Source organism: Xanthomonas sp. NCPPB 2586 (assembly GCF_041475775.2).
In the GTDB taxonomy this organism is placed as follows: Bacteria; Pseudomonadota; Gammaproteobacteria; order Xanthomonadales; family Xanthomonadaceae; genus Xanthomonas; species Xanthomonas campestris.
The window spans coordinates 1,286,189-1,307,916 of the sequence record NZ_CM192981.1 but is presented as its reverse complement, the minus strand read 5'-3'; the positions used below and the strand labels follow the sequence as shown (position 1 = coordinate 1,307,916).

Here is a 21,728-nt window from a genome sequence, read left to right as displayed (position 1 = left end):
ACGTGCTGGCGGCCCACCAACGTCCTGCATGTCGTCGTCGCCCAGGCGACCGTCCCGCGCTTGCGTCACTCAGCTAAGATATTCCGGGGAAAGAGCTTTAAAGCGGTGATTGAACTGAGTTGCCAGGCGAGGCTCAGCGATTGCAGTGCAAAGCCAACATCCGACAACACCTGGCCGACTTGCGCAGCTCCTGCGCGACCAGGCAACGTATCAACCATGTCGTGCCTGCTGGGAATGGAAGCCGTGCAACTTCTTATGCGTGGAACACCGTTGAAAAGAATCGCATTGGCCGCGATGGCAGTGCTGGCGTTGGTGACCATCGCCTTGCTTTATGTGCGCGGGCAACCCGATGTCCTGGAAAACGCGCCTTCAACCGGCAAGCAGGTCGCTACCGTGGATGCTTCAGAGGCTAGCGACCGGGTAACCAGCGCTGGGCATGATGCGACGCCTGCAACAACTTGGGCATCGGCCTCCAGCGCTGAGATTGATCGCGATTTCCACGACACGAGGAACAGGGCGGAGTCGGGCGACCCTGTGGCCCAGCGCAAGCTCGCACAGATTTACGAGCGTTGCATGCTCTGCAGCCAGTCGCCTGAGAATTTCAGGGGAACGCTGGCGTCTTTTGCAAAGGCGGATGTGGAGAATTCGAAGCACTATGTAGCGGCTGGAGCACGCCTTTCGCACTACTGCGATTCGATCGATAGTGGCAAACGCATCCCGATGGTGGCGTACCAGCTCTGGTATGCCGAAGCTGCCCGGCGCGGAGATTTGATCGCACAGATAAAAGTCGCGACAACCATCGAAAATCAGCCGACTGAGGCGGCGTATCGCGAACTCGTGGCCAAAGCCTTTCAGAGCAGAGATCCCGAAGCGATATTCGCGCTCGGGGACATGTTGAGTTTAGCGAAGGCATCTGTTGACCTGGGGGCTTATGCATCGCAGCCTGGTGGCAACTACTCCGAGTATGCGTGGGAGCTGGCTGCCTGCCGTGCCGGAGCCGAGTGCAGCCTCGGGTCTTTTCGCATGGATAGTGCATGCATGGCTGGCATGTGTAATGGCTCAAGTTTCGAAAGCCAGATCAAGCACAACTTCATTCCTCCGGCCCAGCTGAAATTTTTGGAGAGGGATGTAGAGCGGATCAGGTCTCTGCTTGAAGCAAACAATTGATGGAGCCCACACTCACTCGCACACGTCGCTTCTCAAGGCGTGGATCTGCAATACGTTGAATGCAGCAGTATTCCTTCGCCACCGTGATTAATCTCTACTCCGATCAATCCTGATCGGCAACCGCCACCACCGGCACGCGGATGTCGGCGCGCAAGTCGGCTTCGGCCACGGTCTCGGGGTCGTCGAGGTAGAGGTAGTGCAATGGTGCGTCGCGCAGTGCGTGGCCGCTGCCGGGTAGCCAGTCGGCGAGCAGGCGGTCGAGCGCGTCTTCCAGGCCGGCATAGCTGCCGGTGTGGCGCAGCACGGCGTGCGCGCCCTCGCCGAGCACACGCACGTGCAGCGGCGCGGGCGGCGCAACAGCGGTGGCGAAGGCCATGCCGCACTCGAACAGATGCTGCTGCGCTGGCACGTCGCGGTGGTCGCTGAGTGGCACGCCGATCAGTGCGTGCAGGTGCTCGATCACGCCTGCACGCTCGGCCCAGGCGGCGATGCGGCCAAAGCCACGGTCCAGGTCATCGAAGGCGCCACGCTGGCGCAGCACCACCACTTCCAGCGGCTCCAGCCATTGCACGGTGACCTGCAGCGGCGCGGGCGCAGCGTGCGGTGCCAGCGCGGGCGTGGCGAGCTGCTGCAGGGTCTGGGCGCGTATCGCCGGCGCCTGCCGCAGGCTGCTCGGGCTCACCTGCAGCAGCGCGCGGAACGCACGCGCCAGCGCCTGCGGGGTCTGGTAGCCCACTGCCAGCGCTACCTCGGTAATGCTGCGGCCTGGCTCGCCGAGCAGATGCACGGCCTGGCTCAGGCGCAGGCGGGCGGTGGTCTGGCCCAGCGTTTCCCCGGCCAGCGCGCGGTAGACCCGGTGGAAATGGTGCGGCGACTGATGCGCCACCGCGGCCAGCGCGGCCAGATCCGGCAGCGGGCTGCCTGCGCGGATGCTGTCCTGCAAATGGGCCACGACACGTTCGACGTTGCGGTGGCGGTGCGCGGTGGCTGCGTCATGCATGGGCGGGTCCTCGTCTGTGCGCCCAGCATCGCCGAACACGCGGGCGTGTGCGGTCCCGATCTTGCGCAGCATGCCAACGGGCAGCGTGCTCAACCACGCCACATGGCACCGCCTAGCCGGCGTACACCGCCAGGCCTACCAGCACGGCGGTCTCGCTGAGTTCGATCAGTGCGCCACAGGTGTCGCCGGTCATGCCGCCGAGCCGGCGCAGGCAGGCGCGCCGCCACAACGCAAACACCAGCGCAGCGATCCCGCAGGCCAGCGCCGCACGTGCAGGGCCCGCCATGCAGGCAACCCCCACTGCAGCGGCCACGGCCAGCACGCAGACCGTGCGGCTGGCGCCGGCCAGCGCGCTTCCCAGGCCGCCGGCGCGCACGTACGGCGTGCTCGCAAATGCCGCCACCACCGCAGCGCGCGCCAACAGCGGCGCCAGCCACAGCGCCGCTGGCGCAGCCGGCAACAACGTCGTCAGCGCGGCGCACTTGAGCAACAGCATCAGCACCACCGCCGTCACCGCCATCGGGCCGCTGGTGGGGTCCTTCATGATGGCCAGCGTGCGTGCGCGGTCGCCCATGCCACCAACCCAGGCATCGGTGCTGTCGGCCAGCCCATCCACGTGCAGCGCGCCGGTCAGCCAGACCCAGCTGCTCAGCACGATGGCGGCGGCCAGCAGCGGAGCGGCGCCGCGCAGGCACCACGCCAGCGCCAGCAGCAAGACGCCCAGCAGCAGCCCGACCAGCGGGTACCACGGCAACGAACGCGCCTGCGCGCCGGGGCGGGCAAATGCCCAGGCCGGCACCGGAATGCGGGTCAGGAAGCCAACCGCCGCAAGCAGCCCATCGATCATGCCTGCGCGGTGGCCACAGTCATCGGCGGCCAGCGCAACGGATGCAGCGAGGCATGCGGCACTGCCAGCTCGGTCATGTGGCCGAAGCCATCGCCCGCGACCAGGCAGCGCAACGCGCGGATCGCACCGCCATGGGTCACCACCAGCACGCGCTGCGCAGGGTAAGTGGCCACGATCGCATCCAGCGCCGCAGCCAGCCGCCCGCAGAACGCCTCGAAGGGCTCGGCCTCCGGTGGCGGATACCGCAGCGGGTCCGACCAGAAGCGCCCCAGCGCCGCGCCTTCATCGCGATCGATCTCGGCCACCGGCACGCCCTGCCAGCGGCCGAAGTGGTATTCGCGCAAGCGGGGATCCAATTGCAACGGCAGGCCGCGCGCCGTGGCGAATTCGGTCGCGAACAAGGCGCAGCGCTGCAGCGTGGAGGCCACCACCACATCCCATTCGCCCGCGGCGGTGGCCTCGCGCAGCTGCTGCCAGCCGGTGGCGGTGAGCGGGTCGTCGAGCTGGCCGCGGTAGCTGCGCTGGCCGGTGTCGCCATGCCGCAGCAAGGTGATCTGCGCGCTCATGCGTCGGAGACCCCCGCCTCGGCAAAGGTCGCCATGCCGTTGTGCAGGGCGCAGGCGGTGCGCAGCAGCGGGATGGCCACTGCCGCGCCGCTGGCTTCGCCCAGGCGCAGGTCCAGTTGCAGCAGCGGCTCGGCCTCCAGCGCGCGGAGCAAGGCGGCGTGGCCGCGCTCCTGCGAGCGATGGCCGAACAACAGCCATTCGCGCACGCCGGGATTCAAATGCACCGCCACCAGCGCCGCGGCCGTGCTGATAAAGCCATCCACCAGCACCGGGATGCCGGCCTGCGCAGCCGCGATATACGCCCCAACCAGCGCGGCGATTTCAAAACCACCAAGCCGGCGCAGCCGCTCCAGCGGTGTGGCGGCGTCGGCATGCACGGCCAGCGCGCGGGTGATCACGGTGGCCTTGTGCGCAATGCCTTCGGCGTCCAGGCCGGTGCCGGCGCCGGCCATGGCCTGCGGAAATTGCGAGAGCAGCGCGCAGCTCAGCGCGGCAGCGGCGGTGCTGTTGCCGATGCCCATTTCGCCGCCGACAAACAGCTGCGTGCCGCAGGTGCGTGCCTGCGCGATGCTCTCTGCGCCGGCCGCCAGTGCGTCGCGTAATTGCGCCGGCGTCATCGCCGCCTGCTCGCAGATATTGGCGCACGCCGGCGCGATCCAGGCACGGCGGACCCGTGGCAACTCGCCGGGGTCGTTGACCACGCCCAGGTTCACCACTTCCAGCCGGGCACCGAGTTCGCGCGCCAGCACCGCAATGGCCGCACCGCCGCGCGCGAAGTTGCGCACCATCTCGCCGGTCACCGCCTGCGGAAACATCGACACGCCTTCAGCGGCCACGCCGTGGTCGGCGGCATACACCGCAATCCAGATGCGTTGTACGGTGGGTTGTTCATTGCGTTGCCAGGCGGCAAATTGCACCGCCAGTTGCTCCAGCCGGCCCAGCGCACCGGGCGGCTTGGTCAATTGCTCCTGCCGCGCCAGCGCCGCTGCCTGCACCCGCGCATCCGGCACCGCGCAGGCACCCTGGATCCACTCGATACTCACACCGCCTCTCCTTTCAACACCATGGGCAGGCCGGCCACCACGAACACGACCCGCTCGCACTGTAGCGCCAATGCCTGGTGCAGCCGGCCGGCTTCGTCGACAAACCGGCGCGTCAGTTCGCCCAGCGGCACGATGCCCTGCCCCACCTCGTTGCTGACCAGCACAAGTTGCCCGGGCAACTGGCCAAGCGTGGCCAGCAGCGCCTCGCGCTCACGGGCGAACACAGCGCTGTCGGGGTGGCCCAGCAGGTTGCTCAGCCACAGCGTGAGGCAATCCACCAGCACGCAGCGGCCCGGTGCGGCCACCGCCTGCAGGGTGGCGGCCAACGCGATGGGTTCTTCTACGCACTGCCAGTGCGCCGGGCGGCTGCCACGGTGATGGGCGATGCGCGCGGCCATTTCGCCATCGAAGGCCTGCGCAGTGGCCAGATACACCACCTCCAGCCCGGAGGCGGCGGCAATGCGCTCGGCGAACGCGCTCTTGCCCGAGCGCGCGCCGCCCAGGATCAACTGGCGCATGCCGGCTCCCCCAGGGTGAGCCGCGTCAGTGCGCCGATGTCCAGATGGGCGTGCACGGTGTCGGCCAGGCGTTCGAGCGTGGCTTCGCGCAGGCTGACCAGGTCCAGCGGTGCGGCGTCGGCAAGCCCGGCCCAGGCGAGCAGTGCGGCCAGCGCCGCGGGGTGGTCGAAGATGCCGTGCAGATAGGTGCCCATGACCTGACCATCCTCGGACACTGCACCGTCACTACGGCCATCGTCCAGCTGCAGCAGCGGCCGCGCCAGCGCCGCACCGGTGCTGAGGCCGCAATGGATTTCGTAGCCGCTGACCGCTGCGCCACTGGGCAGCAGCCGGCCACCGACGCGGTGCAATTGCTTGTGCGGCTGCAATGCGGTTTGCAGTGCCAGCCAGCCCAGCCCGGCGCTGCTGCCGGGCGCGCCTTCGATGCCGTGCGGGTCGTGCACCTGTTCGCCCAGCATCTGCAGGCCGCCGCAGATGCCGAGCAGCTTGCCGCCGTAGCGCAGATGCCGCGCGATCGCCGCTTCCCAGCCCTGCGCGCGCAGCCAGGCCAGATCCTGGCGGGTGGACTTGCTGCCCGGCAGCACGATCAGGTCGCACGGCGGTGGTGACTGGCCTGGCCCGATCAGCTGCACGTCCACCTGCGGGTGCGCCAGCAAGGCGTCCAGATCGGTGTGGTTGCTGATCCGCGGCAACACCGGCACCACCACGCGCAGGCGCGCCTGCGGCTTGTGCACCGGGCCGCGCGGCAACGCATCCTCGGCATCGAGCTGCAGGCCATGCAGATACGGCAGCACGCCGAGCACCGGCTTGCCGGTTTCGCGCTCCAGCCACTCAAGGCCGGGCTGCAGCAAGGCAAGGTCGCCACGGAAGCGATTGATCACGAAACCGGCCACCCGTGCGCGCTCGCTCGGCGACAGCAACGCCAGCGTGCCGACCAGATGGGCGAACACGCCGCCGCGGTCGATGTCGGCGATCAGGATCACTGCGCAATCCACCGCCTCGGCGTAACCCATATTGGCGATGTCGTGTTCACGCAGGTTGATTTCCGCCGGGCTGCCGGCGCCTTCCACCAGCAGCACGTCGAAGCGTTCCACCAGCCGCGCGTGCGAGGCCAGCACCGCCGTGCGCGCAGTGCGTTTGTAGGCGTGGTACCCCACCGCATCCAGCGTGGCCACCGGATGCCCGTGCACGATCACCTGCGCGCCAGTGTCGCTGTTGGGCTTGAGCAGCACCGGGTTGAAATCGGTGTGTGGCGGCAACCCGCAGGCCTGCGCCTGCACTGCCTGGGCCCGGCCGATTTCGCCGCCATCCACGGTGACCGCGGAATTGAGCGCCATGTTCTGCGGCTTGAACGGGGCCACCGCAACGCCTTGACGATGCAGCCAGCGGCACAGCGCGGCCACCAGCGTGCTCTTGCCCGCATCGGAGGTGCAGCCCTGCACCATCAGCACGCGCGCACTCATGCCTGCAGTTCCTGCAGGGCAGCGGCCAGGCGCGCTTCGCCGGCGGCATCCGGCGGCAGCCCGAAGCGCAGGCTGGCGGGCGTCTCGAACAGGCGAGTGAGAATGCCGCGCTGCGCCAGCGCGGTGTGCAGTGCAGGCGCATCGTCGCGGCGGCACCACTGGAAGAACGCGGTGCCTGCGGCCGGCAGCAGCCCGTGCGTGGTCAACAGCGCGGCCAGGCGTTGCGAGGCACCGTACAAGCGTGCGCGCGCCTGCGTCTGCCAGTGCGTATCCATCAACGCCTGCTGCACAGCCCAGCGCGTGGGGCCGGCCAGCGTCCACGGCCCGAGCTGCTCGCGCAGCGCCTCCAGCAACGTGGCATGCGCACACACGAATCCGGCACGCGCCCCGGCCATGCCGAAGAACTTGCCCACCGAGCGCAACACCACCAGCCCGGGCAAGTGCGTGTGTGCGCACAGGCTGTGCTGCGGCGTTGCATCCATGAAGGCTTCGTCCACCACCAGCCAGCCGCCACGTGCAGCCAGCCGCGCATGCAGCTGCAGCAGTGCGGCGCTGTCGAAGGTGTCGGCGCAGGGATTGTTCGGATGGATCAAGACGATGACGTCGCAGTGCGCATCCGGCTGCAACAGCGGCTGTGCCGGCATCGGCAGCACGGTGTGACCGGCGCGCTGCCAGGCCTGTGCGTGCTCCGCGTAGCCCGGTGCCAGCACGCCCACGCGGCTGGGTGCGCGCAGCGTCGGCAGTGCCTGGATCGCGGCCTGCGAGCCGGCCACCGGCAGCAGCTGCGGCGCGCCGTAATAGGCGGCGGCAGATGCGGCCAGGCCATCGTCGTCCTCGGGCAGGCGCTGCCAGTGCTGCGCCGGAATGGCCGGCACCGGCCAGGCGAACGGGCTGACGCCGGTGGACAGATCCAGCCAGTGTTCCAGCGCAATGCTGTAGCTCTGCGCAGCGCGGCGCAGGCGTCCACCGTGTTCAAGCATGCTTGGCTCCAGTCATCCAATGGGAATCGCAACACGGCTTGCCGGATGCACAACCGGTTGTGTGCACTGGCCCGCGCAACGCCGACGTGCAGGACGCATGGCGAAGGTGCAATCGCACACCGCGTTGGACATACCGACTCATCGCAGCACCGCCGTTGCCAGGCCCGCCAGCAACAGCCACAGCGCCACGCCAGCGCGGACCAGCCAGAGCGCACGCAACACGCTGCCTGCATCGGCGGCAGCGCCCTCGCCCAGTGGCGGGCGGTGTTGCCACTGCCCGTGGTACGGCGCCGAGCCACCCAGTTGCACCTGCAGCGCACCGGCGCCCGCCGCCATCACCGGGCCGGCGTTGGGGCTCTTCCAGCCGCGCCCTTGCCGCCACGCGCAACGCACACCGGCACGGGTCTGCCCGAGCACGGCGTAGGTGAGCGCAGTCATGCGCGCCGGTAGCCAGTTGAGCGCATCATCCATGCGCGCGGCCGCCCAGCCGAAGCGCTGATAGCGCGGCGTGCGATAGCCCCACATCGCATCCAGCGTGTTGGACAGGCGATACAGCACCGCACCCGGCGCGCCCAGCAGCACGCCCCAGAACAACGCGGCGAACACCGCATCACTGCCATTTTCCAGCACCGATTCGGTGGCGGCTGCGGCCACTTGCGCCTCATCGAGAGCGGCAGTGTCGCGGCTGACGATGCGCCCCACTGCCGCGCGCGCCTCAGGCAGGTTGCCTGCACGCAACGCCTGTGCCACTGGCACCGCATGTTCGCCCAGGCTGCGCAGGCCGAGTGCCAGATACAGCGCCACCGCCGCGAATGCCGCGCCGGCCCAGGCCGACCACCACCACAGCGCGAGTTGCACCAGCGCGGCCACGGCCGCCCACGGCAGCACCGCCACGCACCAGGCCAGCACACCGGCTGCGCGCATGTCGCGGTGCAGCCGCGCTTCGATGCGCTGCGCCCAGCCGCCGAACAGCACCAGCGGATGCGCGCGCCGGGGTTCGCCCAGCAGCAGATCCAGCAACACTGCGGCGGTGGCGATCAGCAGCAGCATGGTGCGATGGCGTAACAGCGCGTCATGGCAGAAACAACGCCATGGCTGCGCCCGGATTGGACGGGAAGTAGAAATGCACGAAGCTCGCCGTCATCCGCCATTGCCGGTACACCGGCTCGGCACTGGGCCCGGTGTTGGGATTGCGCGCATGCACCAAGGGGCTGAGCGCGATGCTGGCGCGTGCGTAGTGGAAGGTATGCCCGCGCAGCGTGCCTTCCGGCAATGCGACCTCCTGCAGTCCAAGCGCCACCGAGCGTGCCTGCAGCGCGGCCGTGCCGGGCAGCAGGCCCGCCATCGGTGCGCTGACGCCGTCCTTGCCGGTCAATGCCTCCAACAGGAACAGCATGCCGCCGCATTCGGCCAGCAGCGGCTTGCCTTGCGCGCAGTGCGCACGCAATGCCACAGCCAGATCGCGACGCTGCGACAAGGCCTGCAGATGCAGTTCCGGGTACCCGCCCGGCAGCCACACCGCATCGCAGTCCGGCAGCGCATCACCGGCGATCGGCGAAAAGAACTGCAGGTGCGCGCCGGCTGCCGCCAGCAGTTCCAGATTGGCCGGATACACAAAGCAGAACGCCGCATCGCGGGCGATGGCAATGCGCACGCCCTGCAGCACGGGTGCAATCGCTGCGTGAGCGTCCGGCGGCGCGAACTGCAGTGGTGGCGGCAACGCGGTGGACGCATGCGCGGCCCAGGCATCGGCCAGCGCGTCCAGGCGCTGCTCCAGGTCGGCCACTTCGGCAGCGGCCACCAGGCCCAGGTGCCGCTCCGGCAACTGCAACGCCGGCGCACGCGGCAATGCACCCAGCCACTGCAGCGGAGGCGGCACGCTGTCGCGCAGCAGGCGGGCGTGATGCGCGCTGCCGATGCGATTGGCGGCCACGCCATACAGCGGCAGATCGTCGCGATAGCGGGCCAGCCCAAGCGCCAACGCGCCGAAGGTTTGCGCCATGGCGGCGCCATCGATCACCGCCAGCACCGGAATGCCGAAGTGCACGGCCAGATCGGCGCTGGAGGGCGCGCCATCGAACAGCCCCATCACGCCTTCGATCAACAGCAGGTCGGCGTCGCACGCGGCGGCATGCAGGCGCTGACGGATGTCCGCCTCGCCGGTCATCCACAGATCCAGCTGAAACACCGGCGCGCCGCTGGCGCGTTCGAGCAGCAGTGGGTCGAGAAAATCCGGCCCGGTCTTGAACACCCGCACGCGCCGCCCCTGCCGCGTATGCCAGCGCGCCAACGCAGCAGTCACGCTGGTCTTGCCCTGCCCGGAGGCAGGCGCGGACACCAGCAACGCGGGGCAGTGTGCGGGCAGTGTCACGGCTACAACTCGACGCCGAGCTGTGCCTTGATGCCGGCGTTGAAGGCGTGCTTGACCAGGCGCATTTCGGTGACCGTATCGGCCGCCTCGATCAGGCCGGCCGGCGCGCCGCGCCCGGTGATCACCACATGCTGGCGTGGCGGCCGCGCAGCGACAGCGGCCAGCACCTCCTCCAACGCAACGTACTCCTTGACCAACGCGATGTTGAGCTCGTCCAGCAGCACGAAGTCGTAGCGCGGGTCGGCCAGCATGCCGCGCGCCAGCTGCCAGGCCGCCTGTGCAGCGGCGATGTCGCGTTCGCGGTCCTGGGTTTCCCAGGTAAACCCTTCGCCCATCACGTGATAGTCGAGCAGATCCGGAAAGCGTCGGAAAAACGCTTCTTCGCCGGTAGAAAATGTGCCCTTGATGAACTGCACCACGCCGCAGTACAGCCCGTGGCCCAGCGAGCGCGCCAGCATGCCGAAGCCGGACGAACTCTTGCCCTTGCCGTTACCGGTATTGACCAGCAGCACGCCGCGATCGATCACCGCACGTGCGATGCGCCGGTCCACCAGTTCCTTCTTGCGTTGCGCGCGTTCGCGGTAATGCGCGTCGTCGTGCTCGGGTGTACTCATGTGCCAACTCCAAGGGTGGAACGTGGGATCACAGCATGCACGCTTGCACGCACGGCCAGCACGGCGCCCACATAAGCGGCCAGGCCACCGAGCGCCGGCGGGTAATACTGCGGCACCCGCGCAATGAACCCTGCCAGCGAGGCCTGCGGGTAGCGCCCGGAAAAGACATAGAACCCGCCCTTCGATAACAGATAGGCCACGCTGCCACTGAGCACCAGCGCCAGCAGCAGGCGCGGCAAATCGCCCCACCCGCCGCGGTGCAGCCGCATCGCATACACGCGGCCGCCGCCCCACAACGCCGCATAGGCCAGCGCCAAGGTCCAATACGCCGGCGACACGCACCAATCGGAGAGGCTGCCGGCGGCCATGCCGGCCAGGTCCAGCGCCGAGGCCAGCCCGAACAACAGCGGCAGCATCCACACCGGCCGCAGCAAGGCGCCGGCCAGGAAGAACACCGCCCAGGACGCGCTCGGCAAGCCATCCAGACTGGCCACATGCTGGCCGCGCGTACACACCATCAACGCGGCCAACAGCAGCCCGCCGGCCCAGGCCGCGGCACCGTGCACAGTGAGTCCCTCACTGCCGCGCCAGGGCAAGCGCACCGCGCTCACGACAGCTCCAGCGCAGATGCACTGGCCGCGTTGCGTCGCGTGGCACGCCAGCGCAGCACACACCACCCTGCCAGCAGCGCCACCGCCAGATACAGCGCGGTGGTGCGCACGAACAGCGGCCCCCACTGCCAGGCACGCGCCAGATACTGGCCCCAGTGCGGATCGGCATAACGCCCGCCCCACCAGTAGAACGCCGCATTGGAGATCAGAAACGACACCGCCGCAGCCAGCACGCCCACGCACCACACACCGCCCAGGGCCACTGCACTGCGGCCCACGCGCGCGTGCAACGCGCTACCGGCGTACCACAGCACGCCATAGGCGAATGGCAACGCGGCGTAGGCCGCGGTGATGCAGAAGTCGCTGACACCGGCCAGCGTCACCGCCGCCCAATCGATCAGCACCGACATCAGCAGCAGCCCGATGAAATACCGGTGCCGGCGCAGCGCCAGGCCACCGAGAAAGAACAGCGCCATGGACGCATCCGGCAGATGCAGCCAATCACTGGTGTGGTGAAAGCGCGTGGCGGTCATCACCAGCAGCGCGGCAATGAACACCGCACGCTCGGCAGGACGGGATAGCGGCAGCATCGGCAATCTCCTTCAGGGCGTGACATCAACTGCAGGTAGCGGCGACGCAATCGGAATTGCCTCGTGCGTGGCGATTCCGGTTGCCGCCGTGGCCCGCCTGCACGCTGTACGGCGCAGGGTTACTGCGCCGGGTGATAACGCAACGTCAGCAGGTAGGCGCGCCCGGGCTGGTTGTACCAGCGCGCGGTTTCATACTGGCGGTCGAACACATTGTTGGCGCTCAGCGACACCTTCCAGTCTGCGTTTACCGCATAGCTCACGCGCAGATCGAGCAGGCCATAACCGGCCAGGCGGTCGCTGTTGGCCAGGTCGTCGTAGCGCTTGCCGGCGCCGAACAGGCTGGCGCCCACGCCGAACGCGCCGAAGCTGCGGTCCGCGTCGATGCGCCCGCTCTGGCGTGCACGCCGCGGCAGCCAGTTGCCATGGTTGACGTCGCCATCGGCACGCGGGTCCAGCCAGGTCAGCGCGCTGCGCACGGTCCAGCCGGCCAGTTCGGTGTCGTAGCCGGCTTCCACGCCGCGGATGCGCGCCTGGTCGATATTGTTTGGCTGGCCGAACGGATGCGTGGCATCCACCAGCCCGGCGTCGTAGGCAATCAGATCATCGATGCGGGTCTGGAACGCGCTCAGCGTCCAGTTGCCCCAGTCGTAGTTGCCACGCAGGCCCAGCTCGGCGCTCCTGGAGGTTTCCGGCCCCAGCAGCGGATTGCCGTAGTCCGGGTAATACAACTCGTTGAACGTGGGCGCCTTGAACGCGGTGCCATAGCTGGCGGTCACACGCAGATGCGCGGCAATATCCCAGCCCCACAGCAGGCTGCCGGTCGTTTTGCCACCGAACTGGCTGTTGTCGTTGCGACGCAAGCTGGCCTGCAGCGACTGCGTGCCGAAGCTCTGCTGCCACTGCGCGAATGCGGCGCGGTCGATGCGGCTGTCGGCATCGTAGGTGTCGCTGCTGGCAATCGCATCGCGCTGCCAGTCAAACCCCACCGTCAGCAAGCCCGGGCCGGCATCCACATCGGCCTGCAACGAACCCTGCTTGCGCCGCGTGTCGTAGGTGGACACGTAGGTGCCGTCGAAAGACGCATCGCTGAAATCCACGCTGCTCCCGAGGCTGGCCGTGAGCTTGAACGCGTCGGTCGGCGCATACCGCACGCGGCCGCCCACGGCTTGCTGCACACCCTTGGACAGGTTGCCGCCAAAGGCCGAGCCGTCGTATTCGTTGCGGCTCTGCGCGCGCAAGGCGTGCACGTCGGCATCCCACTGGCGGTTGAAGCGCCAACCGCCCTGCACATTCAACGAATCGTTGCGGTAGCCGTCGCGGTCCGGGTCGTAGCTGCTGGAGCGGGTGTCCAGGTAGGCGTTGATGCCGTCGGTCTCGTCGTGCACCGCGTTGACCGAATACCAACCGCCGCGCTCGCCCAGATCGCCATCGCTGCGCCCGGCCACGCCGGCGCTGTAGCGGAGCGCATTGTCGCTCCCGGCCGCAGCGCTGAAGGTCGGCACGAAGCGGCCTTCCGGACGCCGGGTAAATAACTGGATGACGCCGCCAAGCGCCTCGGAGCCGTACAGGCTGGAGAACGGGCCACGCACGATCTCGATCCGTTCGATCTGCTCGAACGGGATGTCCTGCAACGCCGCGCCGCCGGCGGTGGCCGAGCCGACACGCACGCCGTCCACCAGCACCACCAGGTGGTCGGCCTCGGTGCCGCGCAGGAACAGCGAGGTCTGCTTGCCGGGGCCGCCGTTATTGGCCAGCGACACGCCGGCTTCGCCGCGCAACAGGTCCTGCAGCGAATTGATCTGGCGGCGCTCGATCTGCGCACGGTCGATCACCGTCACCGGCGCCAGGGTCTGGTCCTGGGTCTGCGCGGTGCGCGTGGCGGTGACCACCACCTGGTCGAGATCGACAGCGGCCTCGGCCTGGGCCAGCGCGGCCACGCACATCGACAGGCACACGGCCAGCACGGCACGGCACGGCGAAACGGAAGAAAGGGACATCAACTGCTGCTCCAGGAACCGCGCCAACCCGCGCGGGGGCAATGGGGGCGGCAGGCAGCACGGGCCAGGCGTCCGGCGCGCAAGCACCAGACGCACAAGGCCACGCCCACCGCGTGCCGGGTCAATCCCTCAGGCCGGTCTCCGGGCTCGCGAGTGGAAGCCTGCGCTTCCGGTACCGCGCCTTCCCATGCGTGTGCACAGTGGCCTGTTGCGGCACCTGACCTCGCCCACCGTTGCGGGGGCAGCTCCGGACTTGCGTCTCGCCAAGGCGATGCGCGCACCGGATTCCCGTTTAAACCACCGGAATTCCGGCAGTCACCTCAGGGGCGCGCATGGTAGCAGGATTGGCTGGGGCGCCTCGGCAGTCTCCGGCAACCGGCCAAGCGCAGCGCGACGCCTCGCGCCGGGGCGGTGAATTGCCGATTCCTTCTCCCACCGGGAGAAGGTGCCCCGAAGGGGCGGATGAGGGTACGGGGCGAAGCCGCATACCATGTATGGAGCCGCATGCCGGGGTTGCCAGCACGTCCGCGACTGAGCTTCATCTCGCACATAGGAGTGGGCTTTGCCCCCGTACCCTCACCCCAACCCCTCTCCCAGCGGGAGAGGGGCTAGCCGTTGCCGAGGAGAGAGGGGCTCAAGCACGCATCTTGGCTTGTTCAAGATTTCCAGGTCATGGAAGTAACGTGCCGAAGCGGCAGCGTGGCCGGGGATTGGCGGAGAGCGGCACACGGATGTGCCGCGCGGCGAGTCAGACAGGATGTCTGACCGAGCCGAAGAGCCGATCACCGGCCGCGCTGGCGCCCGTTACCGAAGCCAGTCCCGGCAGGCATCGTGCTCCGCTAGGCCTCACCCCCAACCCCGCTCCGCGCCCCGACAGGAGATGGGCTAAAAAAGCATCACGCGCCCTGCAGCGCCTGCTCCAGATCCGCCAGCAGATCATCGATGTGCTCGATCCCGATCGACAACCGCACGGTGTCCTCGCTGACGCCGGCATGCTCCAGTTCGGCGGGGCCGAGCTGACGGTGCGTGGTGGAGGCCGGATGCGTGGCCAGCGATTTGGCGTCGCCAATGTTGACCAGCCGCGTGAACAGCTGCAGCGCATCCAGAAACCGCGCACCCGCCGCGCGTCCACCCGGCAGGCCGAAGGTCAACACGCCCGAGCCATGCCCGCCCAGATACTTCTGCGCCAACGCGTGCTCGGGGTGATCCGGCAATGCGGCGTAATTGACCCAGGCCACGCGCGCGTGTTCCTGCAGATACCGCGCAATCGCGAGCGTGTTGGCATTGATGCGCTCCATGCGCAGCGGCAGGGTCTCGATGCCTTGCAAAATGAGGAATGCATTGAACGGCGACAACGCCGCACCGGTATTGCGCAGCGGCACCACGCGCGCACGACCGATATAGGCGGCCTCGCCCAGGGCTTCGGTATAGACCACGCCGTGGTAACTCACGTCCGGCTCGTTGAGACGCGCAAAGCGTGCCTTGTGCGCCGCCCACGGGAAGCGACCGCTGTCCACGATCGCACCGCCGATGCTGTTGCCGTGCCCGCCCAGGTATTTGGTCAGCGAATGCACCACGATATCTGCGCCGAAGTCGATCGGCCGCAGCAGCGACGGCGTGGCGACGGTGTTGTCCACGATCAGCGGCACACCGTGCGCATGCGCCACGGCGGCCACCGCTTCGATGTCGGTGATGTTGCCGCGCGGGTTGCCGATCGACTCGACGAACACCGCCTTGGTGCGCTCGTCGATCAAGCCGGCAAACGCCTGCGGATCGCGGTAATCGGCAAAGCGCGTGGTGATGCCGAACTGCGGCAGCGTGTGCGCGAACAGATTGTAGGTGCCGCCATACAACGCGCTGGAGGAGACGATGTTGTCGCCAGCCTCGGCAATGGTCTGGATCGCATAGGTCACCGCCGCCTGCCCCGACGCCAGTGCCAGCGCACCGATGCCGCCTTCCAGCGCAGCCACGCGCTGTTCCAGCACGTCGTTGGTGGGATTCATGATGCGGCTGTAGATGTTGCCCTGCACTTTCAGGTCGAACAGATCCGCGCCATGCTGGGTGTCGTCGAAGGCATACGCCACGGTCTGATAGATCGGCACCGCCACCGCGCGGGTGGTGGGATCAGGACGGTAGCCACCGTGCACGGCGATGGTTTCAGGCTTCCACTGCGGATCGGTCATGGCGCGGCTCGCTCAGGAGGAGGCCCAACGATACCCGGCCTGCGGCGCCTGCCTCATGACGACCGGCTATGAGCAGATTGCCAGCGCGCAGGTTCGCTAACGCAGAATCGAAGTCGCACCAAGTTCGAACAGGATACAACCGCGTGCACGCATGCCATCAACGCACCGGCACGCGATACCCCTCACGCAAGGTTTGTCTGTACTCGGCCATGGGCGGCAACCCAACGGCGCGACGCCGCGCCCTCCAGTCCCGCGATATCTTCGGTGGGCCGCAACGCCATGCTGCCATCGGCCTCTGCCCTGAACTGCGTGCCGTAGCGCTGCGGCCTATTCTATCCAACCAACACGCGGTCTGTCAGCAGCGCGACCTCGCTAGGCGCCACATCGCGTCTGGTGAGCGCAGCCTCCATCAGCTTCAATGCCTGCTCCTGAAAGGCGAGGTCCGCGTCGGCATGCTGAACCAGCGTCCATGCAGCATTGGCGCCGTCCTCACCAACCAGCGAACGACCTGGCCAGCCCTTGCGAGCAATCACCTGCTTCAACCAAGCCGTATTGTCGCGATCGACTGGCGCGGTACGTACCCAGTCTTCCGGCTTGCCGCCGACAGCAATCGCGGCATGGCGGACTCTTTGATCCTGTTCAACCCGTGCCAGCAGCTCGTTGCGCAATGGCTGATCCACTGCTGCAGTCTGCTGCGCACTGAGATGCTCCGCTTTCGCTAGCAACGCGGGCCATCCAGCCGTCGTGCGCAGCCGATTGAGCCCAGGACGATCCTTGCTGCGCAGATCCTCCACCGCAATACATCTGCTCGGCATTTCATTATCGAGATACCGTAATGCTTGATCGGTCTGCCCGGCCGCCGCCAGGCATTCGGCATACAGAAGCTCGCCATTGCTGGGAAACGGAATGACGGCACCTTGCAGCGCACCCAGGATCTCCGCGCAGCGCGCGTAGTCTTGCGCCTGATACGCATCGACAGCTGCCTTGAAATCGGGCTGTGCGTCCGCGTGAGCCGCAACTGCCAACGTGATCGACATGCAGAAGCCAAAAAGCAGATGACAGATGCGCATCTGCATTCCTTGCCTGAGTGCCTGCCACGATCATAGCGCCGTGCCGATGCGGCGCGCACCCACCGCTACCAATGATCCTCCGCCAAACACATCGCCCCGCATCAGCGGGGCGATCGTGACTGCGTGAACCTCAGGATCAGCCCTTGGTAAACGCCAGATGCCCACCTTCGGTGCGTACACGCACGGTGTCGCCGCTGGTGTACTGGCCGGAGAGAATCTGCTGGGCCAGCGGATTTTCCACCTGCGACTGGATCGCGCGCTTCAGCGGGCGCGCACCATACACCGGGTCGAAGCCGACATTGCCCAACAGTTCCAGCGCCGGGTCGTCCAGGTCCAGCTTGAGGCCGCGTTCGGCCAGGCGCTTTTCCAGGCCCTGCAACTGGATGCGCGCGATCGACTTGATCTGCGCCTTGTCCAGCGGATGGAACACCACGATGTCATCGAGCCGGTTGATGAATTCCGGGCGGAAGTGCGCCTGCACCACGCCCATCACCGCCGCCTTCATCTGCGTGTAGGCCTCGGCGCTGCCGTCGCCGGACAACTCCTGGATCTGGTGCGAGCCCAGGTTGGAGGTCATCACGATGACGGTATTACGGAAGTCCACGGTGCGGCCCTGGCCGTCGGTGAGGCGGCCATCGTCAAGCACCTGCAGCAGGATGTTGAAGACATCGGCATGCGCTTTTTCCACCTCATCCAGCAGGATCAGCGAATACGGGCGCCGCCGCACCGCCTCGGTGAGGTAACCGCCTTCCTCGTAACCCACATAGCCCGGAGGCGCACCGATCAGGCGCGAGACCGAATGCTTCTCCATGAACTCGCTCATGTCGATGCGGATCATCGCTTCGGTGCTGTCGAACAGGAAATCCGCCAGCGCCTTGCACAGCTCGGTCTTGCCCACGCCGGTCGGCCCCAGGAACAGGAACGAACCGCTCGGACGATTGGGATCGGACAGGCCCGCACGCGAGCGGCGCACCGCATCGGACACCACCTTGATCGCCTCTTCCTGCCCCACCACGCGGCGGTGCAGTTCGTCTTCCATGCGCAGCAATTTGTCGCGCTCGCCTTCCAGCATTTTGTTGACCGGAATACCGGTCCAACGCGACACCACCTCGGCGATTTCTTCGGCGGTCACGCGGTCCTGCACCAGCTTGAAGTCGTGATGCTCCACTTCGTTGGCCAGCAGCATCTGCTTTTCCAGCTGCGGCAATACGCCGTACTGGATCTCGCTCATCTTGGCGTAGTCCTGGCGACGCTGCGCCGCTTCCAGCTCCAGCTTGGCGTGCTCGATCTGCTCCTTGATCCTGGTGGTGCCCTGCAGCGCGGCCTTCTCCGACTTCCACACTTCGTTGAGGTCGGAGAATTCGCGTTCGAGCTTGTCGATGTCGCTTTCCAGATCGGCCAGGCGTTGCCGCGAGGCCTCGTCCTTTTCCTTCTTGAGCATCTCGCGCTGGATCTTGAGCTGGATCAGGCGGCGCTCCAGGCGGTCGAGCTCTTCGGGCTTGGAATCGATCTCCATGCGGATGCGCGATGCGGCTTCATCCATCAGGTCGATGGCCTTGTCCGGCAACTGACGGTCGGTGATGTAGCGGTTGGACAAGGTGGCCGCAGCCACGATCGCCGGATCGGTGATCTCCACGCCGTGATGCACCGCGTAGCGCTCCTTCAAGCCACGCAGGATGGCGATGGTGTCTTCCACCGTCGGCTCGCCCACGAACACTTTCTGGAAACGGCGCTCCAGCGCAGCGTCTTTTTCGATGTACTTGCGGTATTCGTCCAGCGTGGTGGCGCCGATGCAATGCAGCTCGCCACGCGCCAGCGCCGGCTTGAGCATGTTGCCGGCATCCATCGCGCCATCGGCCTTGCCGGCGCCGACCATGGTGTGCAGCTCATCGATAAACAGGATGATCTGGCCTTCGTTCTTGGACAGGTCGCTGAGCACCGCCTTCAGGCGTTCTTCGAATTCGCCGCGGAATTTGGCACCGGCAATCAGCGCGCCCATGTCCAGCGACAGCACGCGCTTGCCGCGCAGGCCTTCGGGCACCTCGCCGTTGATGATGCGTTGCGCCAGGCCTTCGACAATGGCGGTCTTGCCCACGCCCGGTTCGCCGATCAGCACCGGGTTGTTCTTGGTGCGTCGCTGCAACACCTGGATGGTGCGGCGGATTTCTTCGTCGCGGCCGATCACCGGATCGAGCTTGCCGCTCTCCGCGCGCGCGGTCAGGTCGATGGTGTACTTCTCCAGCGCCTGGCGCTGCTCCTCGGCATTTTCCGATTGCACGGTTTCGCCACCGCGCAATTTATCGATGGCCGCTTCGATCTTCTTCTTGTCGCCACCGGCCGCGCGCAAGGCCACGCCCAGCGGGCTGGCATCGTCGGCAGCGGCCAGCACGAACCACTCGCTGGCGATGAAGGCATCGCCGTGCTGCTGGGCGAGCTTGTCGGTCTGGTTGAGCAGGCGATTGAGATCGTTGCCGATCGACAGGTTGCCTTCCTGCCCGGACACCTTGGGCAGGGTGTCCAGCGCTTCGCCCAGGCGCTCGCGCAGTGCCGGCACGTTGACGCCGGACTGCGACAGCAGCGGGCGCGTGCTGCCACCGCTCTGGTCAAGCAAGGCGGCCAGTACGTGCACGGGTTCGATGATGTTGTGGTCGCGGCCAACGGCCAGCGATTGCGCGTCGGCCAGCGCCTGCTGGAACCGCGAGGTGAGCTTGTCCATCCGCATGAGAAATCCTCTGAACTGGTGGCCGGCGTTTCCGGCGATACCGTGCAGATGCGGCTGGCGGGCGGCGTTTCAAGGCTGGGCGCCGTGTCCACGCCCCTGGCAGCGGGCCGTGACGCCGCCGCTGTTGGCCTGGCGCGGGTCCGCAGAGGGGCCGCTAGGCGAACCGCCGCAACGGTTTGTCGACCTGCGCGGCAGCGCCAGGTTGCGCCTCTGCCGCCGCGGCGGCACCGGGCGACGGCGGCCCCAGCAGACGCGACAACACCTGTGCCTGGATCGCTGCCACCGCTGGCGCACCGGGCAGGCGCGGATGCGGCGCGGGCACCGCCACCTCCAGACCGACCTGGCCGTGCTCGATCACCACGATGCGGTCGGCCAGCGCGCTGGCCTCGGCCACGTCGTGGGTCACCAGCACCAGGGTGAAGCCATGCTGCCGCCAGAGCTGCACGATCAGCTGCTGCCGAGAACACGGTGGAGGCAGCAGTGGAGTCGGCCGGGGACCGGTAGCGCACGGACATGCAGTTCCTTGTGGATGCGCCATGCCAGGCATGGCGGCAGCGATGGCGCGCGAGCCGACTCGGCCGCGCAGCGCGATGTCTGCATCGCTGTTTGCCACCACCACAGGCGTCAAATAACCAATGGCTTGGTGGTTATTCGCTCACGCACGCAACCGTCTGTGTTGCAGCCGGCGCACGCAATGCGCGCGCGGCTGTGCGGCGCGCACGAAGCGGCGATAATGCGCCGATGGATGCACCCAAGCCCTGGCACCTCTATCTGCTGCTCTGTCGCAATGGCAGCTATTACGCCGGGATCACCAACGATCTGGAGCGGCGCTTCCAGGCGCATCTGCGTGGCACCGGCGCCCGCTACACACGTGCAAACCCGCCGCTGCAGGTGCTGGCCAGCCATCCCTATCCGGACCGGGCCGCCGCCTCCCGCGCGGAGTGGTTGCTCAAGCAGCAACCGCGCGCACGCAAGCTGGCCTGGTTGCAGGCACAGGGGTTGCTGCCTGCCGAGTCACGGCCCGACGACGCGCCGCTCACGCCCGCCTAGCCGTTGATTGCCTAGCCTGCCCTGCCCTCTCCTGGAGCAGCACATGCACTACCAGCTCTATTACTGGACCGGCCTGCAGGGCCGTGGCGAATTCGTCCGCCTGGCCCTGGAAGACGCCGGTGCCGACTACACCGATGTGGCCCGCGTCGAAGGCGACGAGGTCATGAACACATTCCTGGACGGCAGCGCAGACGGTGCACGCCCGTTTGCACCGCCCTTCCTCAAGGCCGGCCGCACGGTGGTGGCACAGGTGGCGGCGATCTTGCATTTCCTCGGCCCGCAGCTGCAGCTGGTGCCGGAATCAGAAGCCCGCCGCCTGCAGGCGCTGCAGTTGCAGATGACCATCGCCGACCTGGTGGCCGAGGTGCACGACACACACCACCCGATCGCCAGCATGCAGTATTACGAAGATCAGAAAGACGCCGCCAAGCAACGCGCCAAGGACCTGCGCGAAAACCGGCTGCCGAAGTTCCTGGGCTATTTCGAGCAGGTGCTGCAACACGCCGGCGGCAACCACATCCTGCGCGAGCACTCCTATGTGGATCTGTCGTTGTTCCAGCTGGTCAGCGGCCTGGAGTACATGTTCCCCAAGCGGATGGCGACACTCGCCACCGATATTCCGGGCTTGAAGGCACTGCAGCAGCGCGTTGCGCAACGGCCGCGCATTGCCGCGTATCTGGCCTCGGAACGCCGCGTCGCCTTCAACACCAACGGCATCTTCCGGCATTACCCGGAGCTGGATGCGGCGTGACGCGGTCGCCGCGATCGCGCAGCGTTGCGCATGTGCCTCGCTGTGTGCACAGCACAGGCGCGCACTGAAGCAGGCCAGCACGCCACCGGTCGCCGCGCGCCAGCGCGTGCTGCGACCAGTGTGGCCGATGGCGGCCGTGTTTAAGCACAGGTCTTCGGCAGCGTGATCGACGCGCTGCCTGACTA

General features: G+C 67.4%; 20 protein-coding genes, 1 pseudogene and 1 riboswitch. Of the genes and pseudogenes, 3 read left to right on the top strand and 18 right to left on the bottom strand.

Going from position 1 to position 21,728, the window contains the following annotated elements; genetic code table 11:
* Positions 1-65: 65 nt before the first annotated feature.
* Entirely contained in the window at positions 66-218 is a 153-nt protein-coding gene (locus tag ACCQ09_RS05520) for a hypothetical protein (RefSeq protein WP_162866366.1), read from the bottom strand.
* Between ACCQ09_RS05520 and ACCQ09_RS05515 the strand changes: the two genes are divergently transcribed.
* The gene (locus ACCQ09_RS05515; protein ID WP_052844654.1) at positions 217-1,167 is read left to right on the top strand and encodes a hypothetical protein; all 951 of its coding nucleotides are present in this window, start codon (positions 217-219) and stop codon (positions 1,165-1,167) included. The two genes, ACCQ09_RS05520 and ACCQ09_RS05515, sit on opposite strands and share 2 nt — an antisense overlap.
* 103 nt (positions 1,168-1,270) lie before the next feature.
* Here the strand turns inward: ACCQ09_RS05515 and ACCQ09_RS05510 are convergent, their stop codons facing one another.
* The 17 genes and pseudogenes from ACCQ09_RS05510 to ACCQ09_RS05430 all read right to left on the bottom strand — a co-directional run.
* A complete protein-coding gene (locus tag ACCQ09_RS05510; RefSeq protein ID WP_227971314.1) occupies positions 1,271-2,167 on the bottom strand; it encodes an AraC family transcriptional regulator in 897 nt (298 codons plus the stop codon).
* 112 nt (positions 2,168-2,279) lie between these two features.
* A complete protein-coding gene (locus ACCQ09_RS05505; RefSeq protein WP_040940825.1) occupies positions 2,280-3,014 on the bottom strand; it encodes an adenosylcobinamide-GDP ribazoletransferase in 735 nt (244 codons plus the stop codon).
* Positions 3,011-3,580, bottom strand: a complete 570-nt coding sequence (locus tag ACCQ09_RS05500) for a histidine phosphatase family protein (protein WP_040940824.1) — start codon at positions 3,578-3,580, stop codon at positions 3,011-3,013. The genes ACCQ09_RS05505 and ACCQ09_RS05500 overlap by 4 nt, the downstream gene beginning before the upstream one ends.
* Complete coding sequence (gene cobT, locus ACCQ09_RS05495) at positions 3,577-4,623, bottom strand: nicotinate-nucleotide--dimethylbenzimidazole phosphoribosyltransferase (protein WP_014508664.1); 1,047 nt, start codon at positions 4,621-4,623, stop codon at positions 3,577-3,579. The genes ACCQ09_RS05500 and cobT overlap by 4 nt, the downstream gene beginning before the upstream one ends.
* Entirely contained in the window at positions 4,620-5,141 is a 522-nt protein-coding gene (cobU, locus tag ACCQ09_RS05490; RefSeq protein ID WP_040940823.1) for a bifunctional adenosylcobinamide kinase/adenosylcobinamide-phosphate guanylyltransferase, read from the bottom strand. The genes cobT and cobU overlap by 4 nt, the downstream gene beginning before the upstream one ends.
* On the bottom strand, positions 5,129-6,604 hold the full coding sequence (locus ACCQ09_RS05485; RefSeq protein ID WP_040940822.1) for a cobyric acid synthase: 1,476 nt from the start codon (positions 6,602-6,604) through the stop codon (positions 5,129-5,131). The genes cobU and ACCQ09_RS05485 overlap by 13 nt, the downstream gene beginning before the upstream one ends.
* Positions 6,601-7,584, bottom strand: a complete 984-nt coding sequence (cobD, locus tag ACCQ09_RS05480) for a threonine-phosphate decarboxylase CobD (protein WP_040940821.1) — start codon at positions 7,582-7,584, stop codon at positions 6,601-6,603. The genes ACCQ09_RS05485 and cobD overlap by 4 nt, the downstream gene beginning before the upstream one ends.
* 138 nt (positions 7,585-7,722) lie before the next feature.
* Positions 7,723-8,634 carry an adenosylcobinamide-phosphate synthase CbiB gene (gene cbiB, locus ACCQ09_RS05475; protein WP_012437636.1) on the bottom strand — a complete coding sequence of 304 codons (912 nt, stop codon included), beginning with the start codon at positions 8,632-8,634 and terminating at the stop codon, positions 7,723-7,725.
* A 22-nt stretch (positions 8,635-8,656) separates the two neighbouring features.
* The gene (locus ACCQ09_RS05470; RefSeq protein ID WP_040940820.1) at positions 8,657-9,955 is read right to left on the bottom strand and encodes a cobyrinic acid a,c-diamide synthase CobB; all 1,299 of its coding nucleotides are present in this window, start codon (positions 9,953-9,955) and stop codon (positions 8,657-8,659) included.
* Between the two features lie 2 nt (positions 9,956-9,957).
* A complete protein-coding gene (cobO, locus tag ACCQ09_RS05465) occupies positions 9,958-10,569 on the bottom strand; it encodes a cob(I)yrinic acid a,c-diamide adenosyltransferase (RefSeq protein ID WP_012437634.1) in 612 nt (203 codons plus the stop codon).
* Positions 10,566-11,087, bottom strand: a complete 522-nt coding sequence (locus tag ACCQ09_RS05460; RefSeq protein WP_225041451.1) for a hypothetical protein — start codon at positions 11,085-11,087, stop codon at positions 10,566-10,568. The genes cobO and ACCQ09_RS05460 overlap by 4 nt, the downstream gene beginning before the upstream one ends.
* Before the next feature lie 89 nt (positions 11,088-11,176).
* Positions 11,177-11,770 carry a hypothetical protein gene (locus tag ACCQ09_RS05455; RefSeq protein ID WP_014508671.1) on the bottom strand — a complete coding sequence of 198 codons (594 nt, stop codon included), beginning with the start codon at positions 11,768-11,770 and terminating at the stop codon, positions 11,177-11,179.
* 119 nt (positions 11,771-11,889) lie between these two features.
* Positions 11,890-13,767: a TonB-dependent vitamin B12 receptor gene (btuB, locus tag ACCQ09_RS05450; protein WP_052844733.1), complete on the bottom strand. Its 1,878-nt coding sequence runs from the start codon at positions 13,765-13,767 to the stop codon at positions 11,890-11,892.
* A gap of 115 nt (positions 13,768-13,882) precedes the next feature.
* Positions 13,883-14,105: riboswitch (cobalamin riboswitch) on the bottom strand.
* 558 nt (positions 14,106-14,663) lie between these two features.
* Positions 14,664-15,950 (bottom strand): O-acetylhomoserine aminocarboxypropyltransferase/cysteine synthase family protein, encoded by a 1,287-nt coding sequence (locus ACCQ09_RS05445; RefSeq protein WP_014508673.1) that lies wholly within the window; start codon positions 15,948-15,950, stop codon positions 14,664-14,666.
* 332 nt (positions 15,951-16,282) lie between these two features.
* A complete protein-coding gene (locus ACCQ09_RS05440) occupies positions 16,283-17,026 on the bottom strand; it encodes a DUF6624 domain-containing protein (protein ID WP_323370231.1) in 744 nt (247 codons plus the stop codon).
* 130 nt (positions 17,027-17,156) lie between these two features.
* On the bottom strand, positions 17,157-19,742 hold the full coding sequence (gene clpB / locus ACCQ09_RS05435; protein WP_040940818.1) for an ATP-dependent chaperone ClpB: 2,586 nt from the start codon (positions 19,740-19,742) through the stop codon (positions 17,157-17,159).
* Between the two features lie 154 nt (positions 19,743-19,896).
* Positions 19,897-20,199 (bottom strand): annotated as a pseudogene (locus tag ACCQ09_RS05430) (ABC transporter ATP-binding protein); the annotation flags it as partial.
* 284 nt (positions 20,200-20,483) lie between these two features.
* Here ACCQ09_RS05430 and ACCQ09_RS05425 point away from each other — a divergent pair.
* Positions 20,484-20,792 carry a GIY-YIG nuclease family protein gene (locus tag ACCQ09_RS05425; RefSeq protein ID WP_040940817.1) on the top strand — a complete coding sequence of 103 codons (309 nt, stop codon included), beginning with the start codon at positions 20,484-20,486 and terminating at the stop codon, positions 20,790-20,792.
* Positions 20,793-20,835: 43 nt separating this feature from the next.
* Positions 20,836-21,543, top strand: coding sequence for a glutathione S-transferase (locus tag ACCQ09_RS05420; RefSeq protein ID WP_040940816.1), 708 nt, complete (start codon positions 20,836-20,838; stop codon positions 21,541-21,543).
* The last annotated feature ends 185 nt before the right edge of the window (positions 21,544-21,728 follow it).

Coding starts and splice junctions, on each gene's coding strand:
- ACCQ09_RS05515 (WP_052844654.1), top strand. CDS start 217: ATGTCGTGCCTGCTGGGAATGGAAGCCGTGCAACTTCTTATGCGTGGA.
- ACCQ09_RS05520 (WP_162866366.1), bottom strand. CDS start 218: ATGGTTGATACGTTGCCTGGTCGCGCAGGAGCTGCGCAAGTCGGCCAG.
- ACCQ09_RS05510 (WP_227971314.1), bottom strand. CDS start 2,167: ATGCATGACGCAGCCACCGCGCACCGCCACCGCAACGTCGAACGTGTC.
- ACCQ09_RS05505 (WP_040940825.1), bottom strand. CDS start 3,014: ATGATCGATGGGCTGCTTGCGGCGGTTGGCTTCCTGACCCGCATTCCG.
- ACCQ09_RS05500 (WP_040940824.1), bottom strand. CDS start 3,580: ATGAGCGCGCAGATCACCTTGCTGCGGCATGGCGACACCGGCCAGCGC.
- cobU (WP_040940823.1), bottom strand. CDS start 5,141: ATGCGCCAGTTGATCCTGGGCGGCGCGCGCTCGGGCAAGAGCGCGTTC.
- ACCQ09_RS05485 (WP_040940822.1), bottom strand. CDS start 6,604: ATGAGTGCGCGCGTGCTGATGGTGCAGGGCTGCACCTCCGATGCGGGC.
- cobD (WP_040940821.1), bottom strand. CDS start 7,584: ATGCTTGAACACGGTGGACGCCTGCGCCGCGCTGCGCAGAGCTACAGC.
- cbiB (WP_012437636.1), bottom strand. CDS start 8,634: ATGCTGCTGCTGATCGCCACCGCCGCAGTGTTGCTGGATCTGCTGCTG.
- cobO (WP_012437634.1), bottom strand. CDS start 10,569: ATGAGTACACCCGAGCACGACGACGCGCATTACCGCGAACGCGCGCAA.
- ACCQ09_RS05460 (WP_225041451.1), bottom strand. CDS start 11,087: ATGGTGTGTACGCGCGGCCAGCATGTGGCCAGTCTGGATGGCTTGCCG.
- ACCQ09_RS05455 (WP_014508671.1), bottom strand. CDS start 11,770: ATGCTGCCGCTATCCCGTCCTGCCGAGCGTGCGGTGTTCATTGCCGCG.
- btuB (WP_052844733.1), bottom strand. CDS start 13,767: ATGTCCCTTTCTTCCGTTTCGCCGTGCCGTGCCGTGCTGGCCGTGTGC.
- ACCQ09_RS05445 (WP_014508673.1), bottom strand. CDS start 15,950: ATGACCGATCCGCAGTGGAAGCCTGAAACCATCGCCGTGCACGGTGGC.
- ACCQ09_RS05440 (WP_323370231.1), bottom strand. CDS start 17,026: ATGCAGATGCGCATCTGTCATCTGCTTTTTGGCTTCTGCATGTCGATC.
- clpB (WP_040940818.1), bottom strand. CDS start 19,742: ATGCGGATGGACAAGCTCACCTCGCGGTTCCAGCAGGCGCTGGCCGAC.
- ACCQ09_RS05425 (WP_040940817.1), top strand. CDS start 20,484: ATGGATGCACCCAAGCCCTGGCACCTCTATCTGCTGCTCTGTCGCAAT.
- ACCQ09_RS05420 (WP_040940816.1), top strand. CDS start 20,836: ATGCACTACCAGCTCTATTACTGGACCGGCCTGCAGGGCCGTGGCGAA.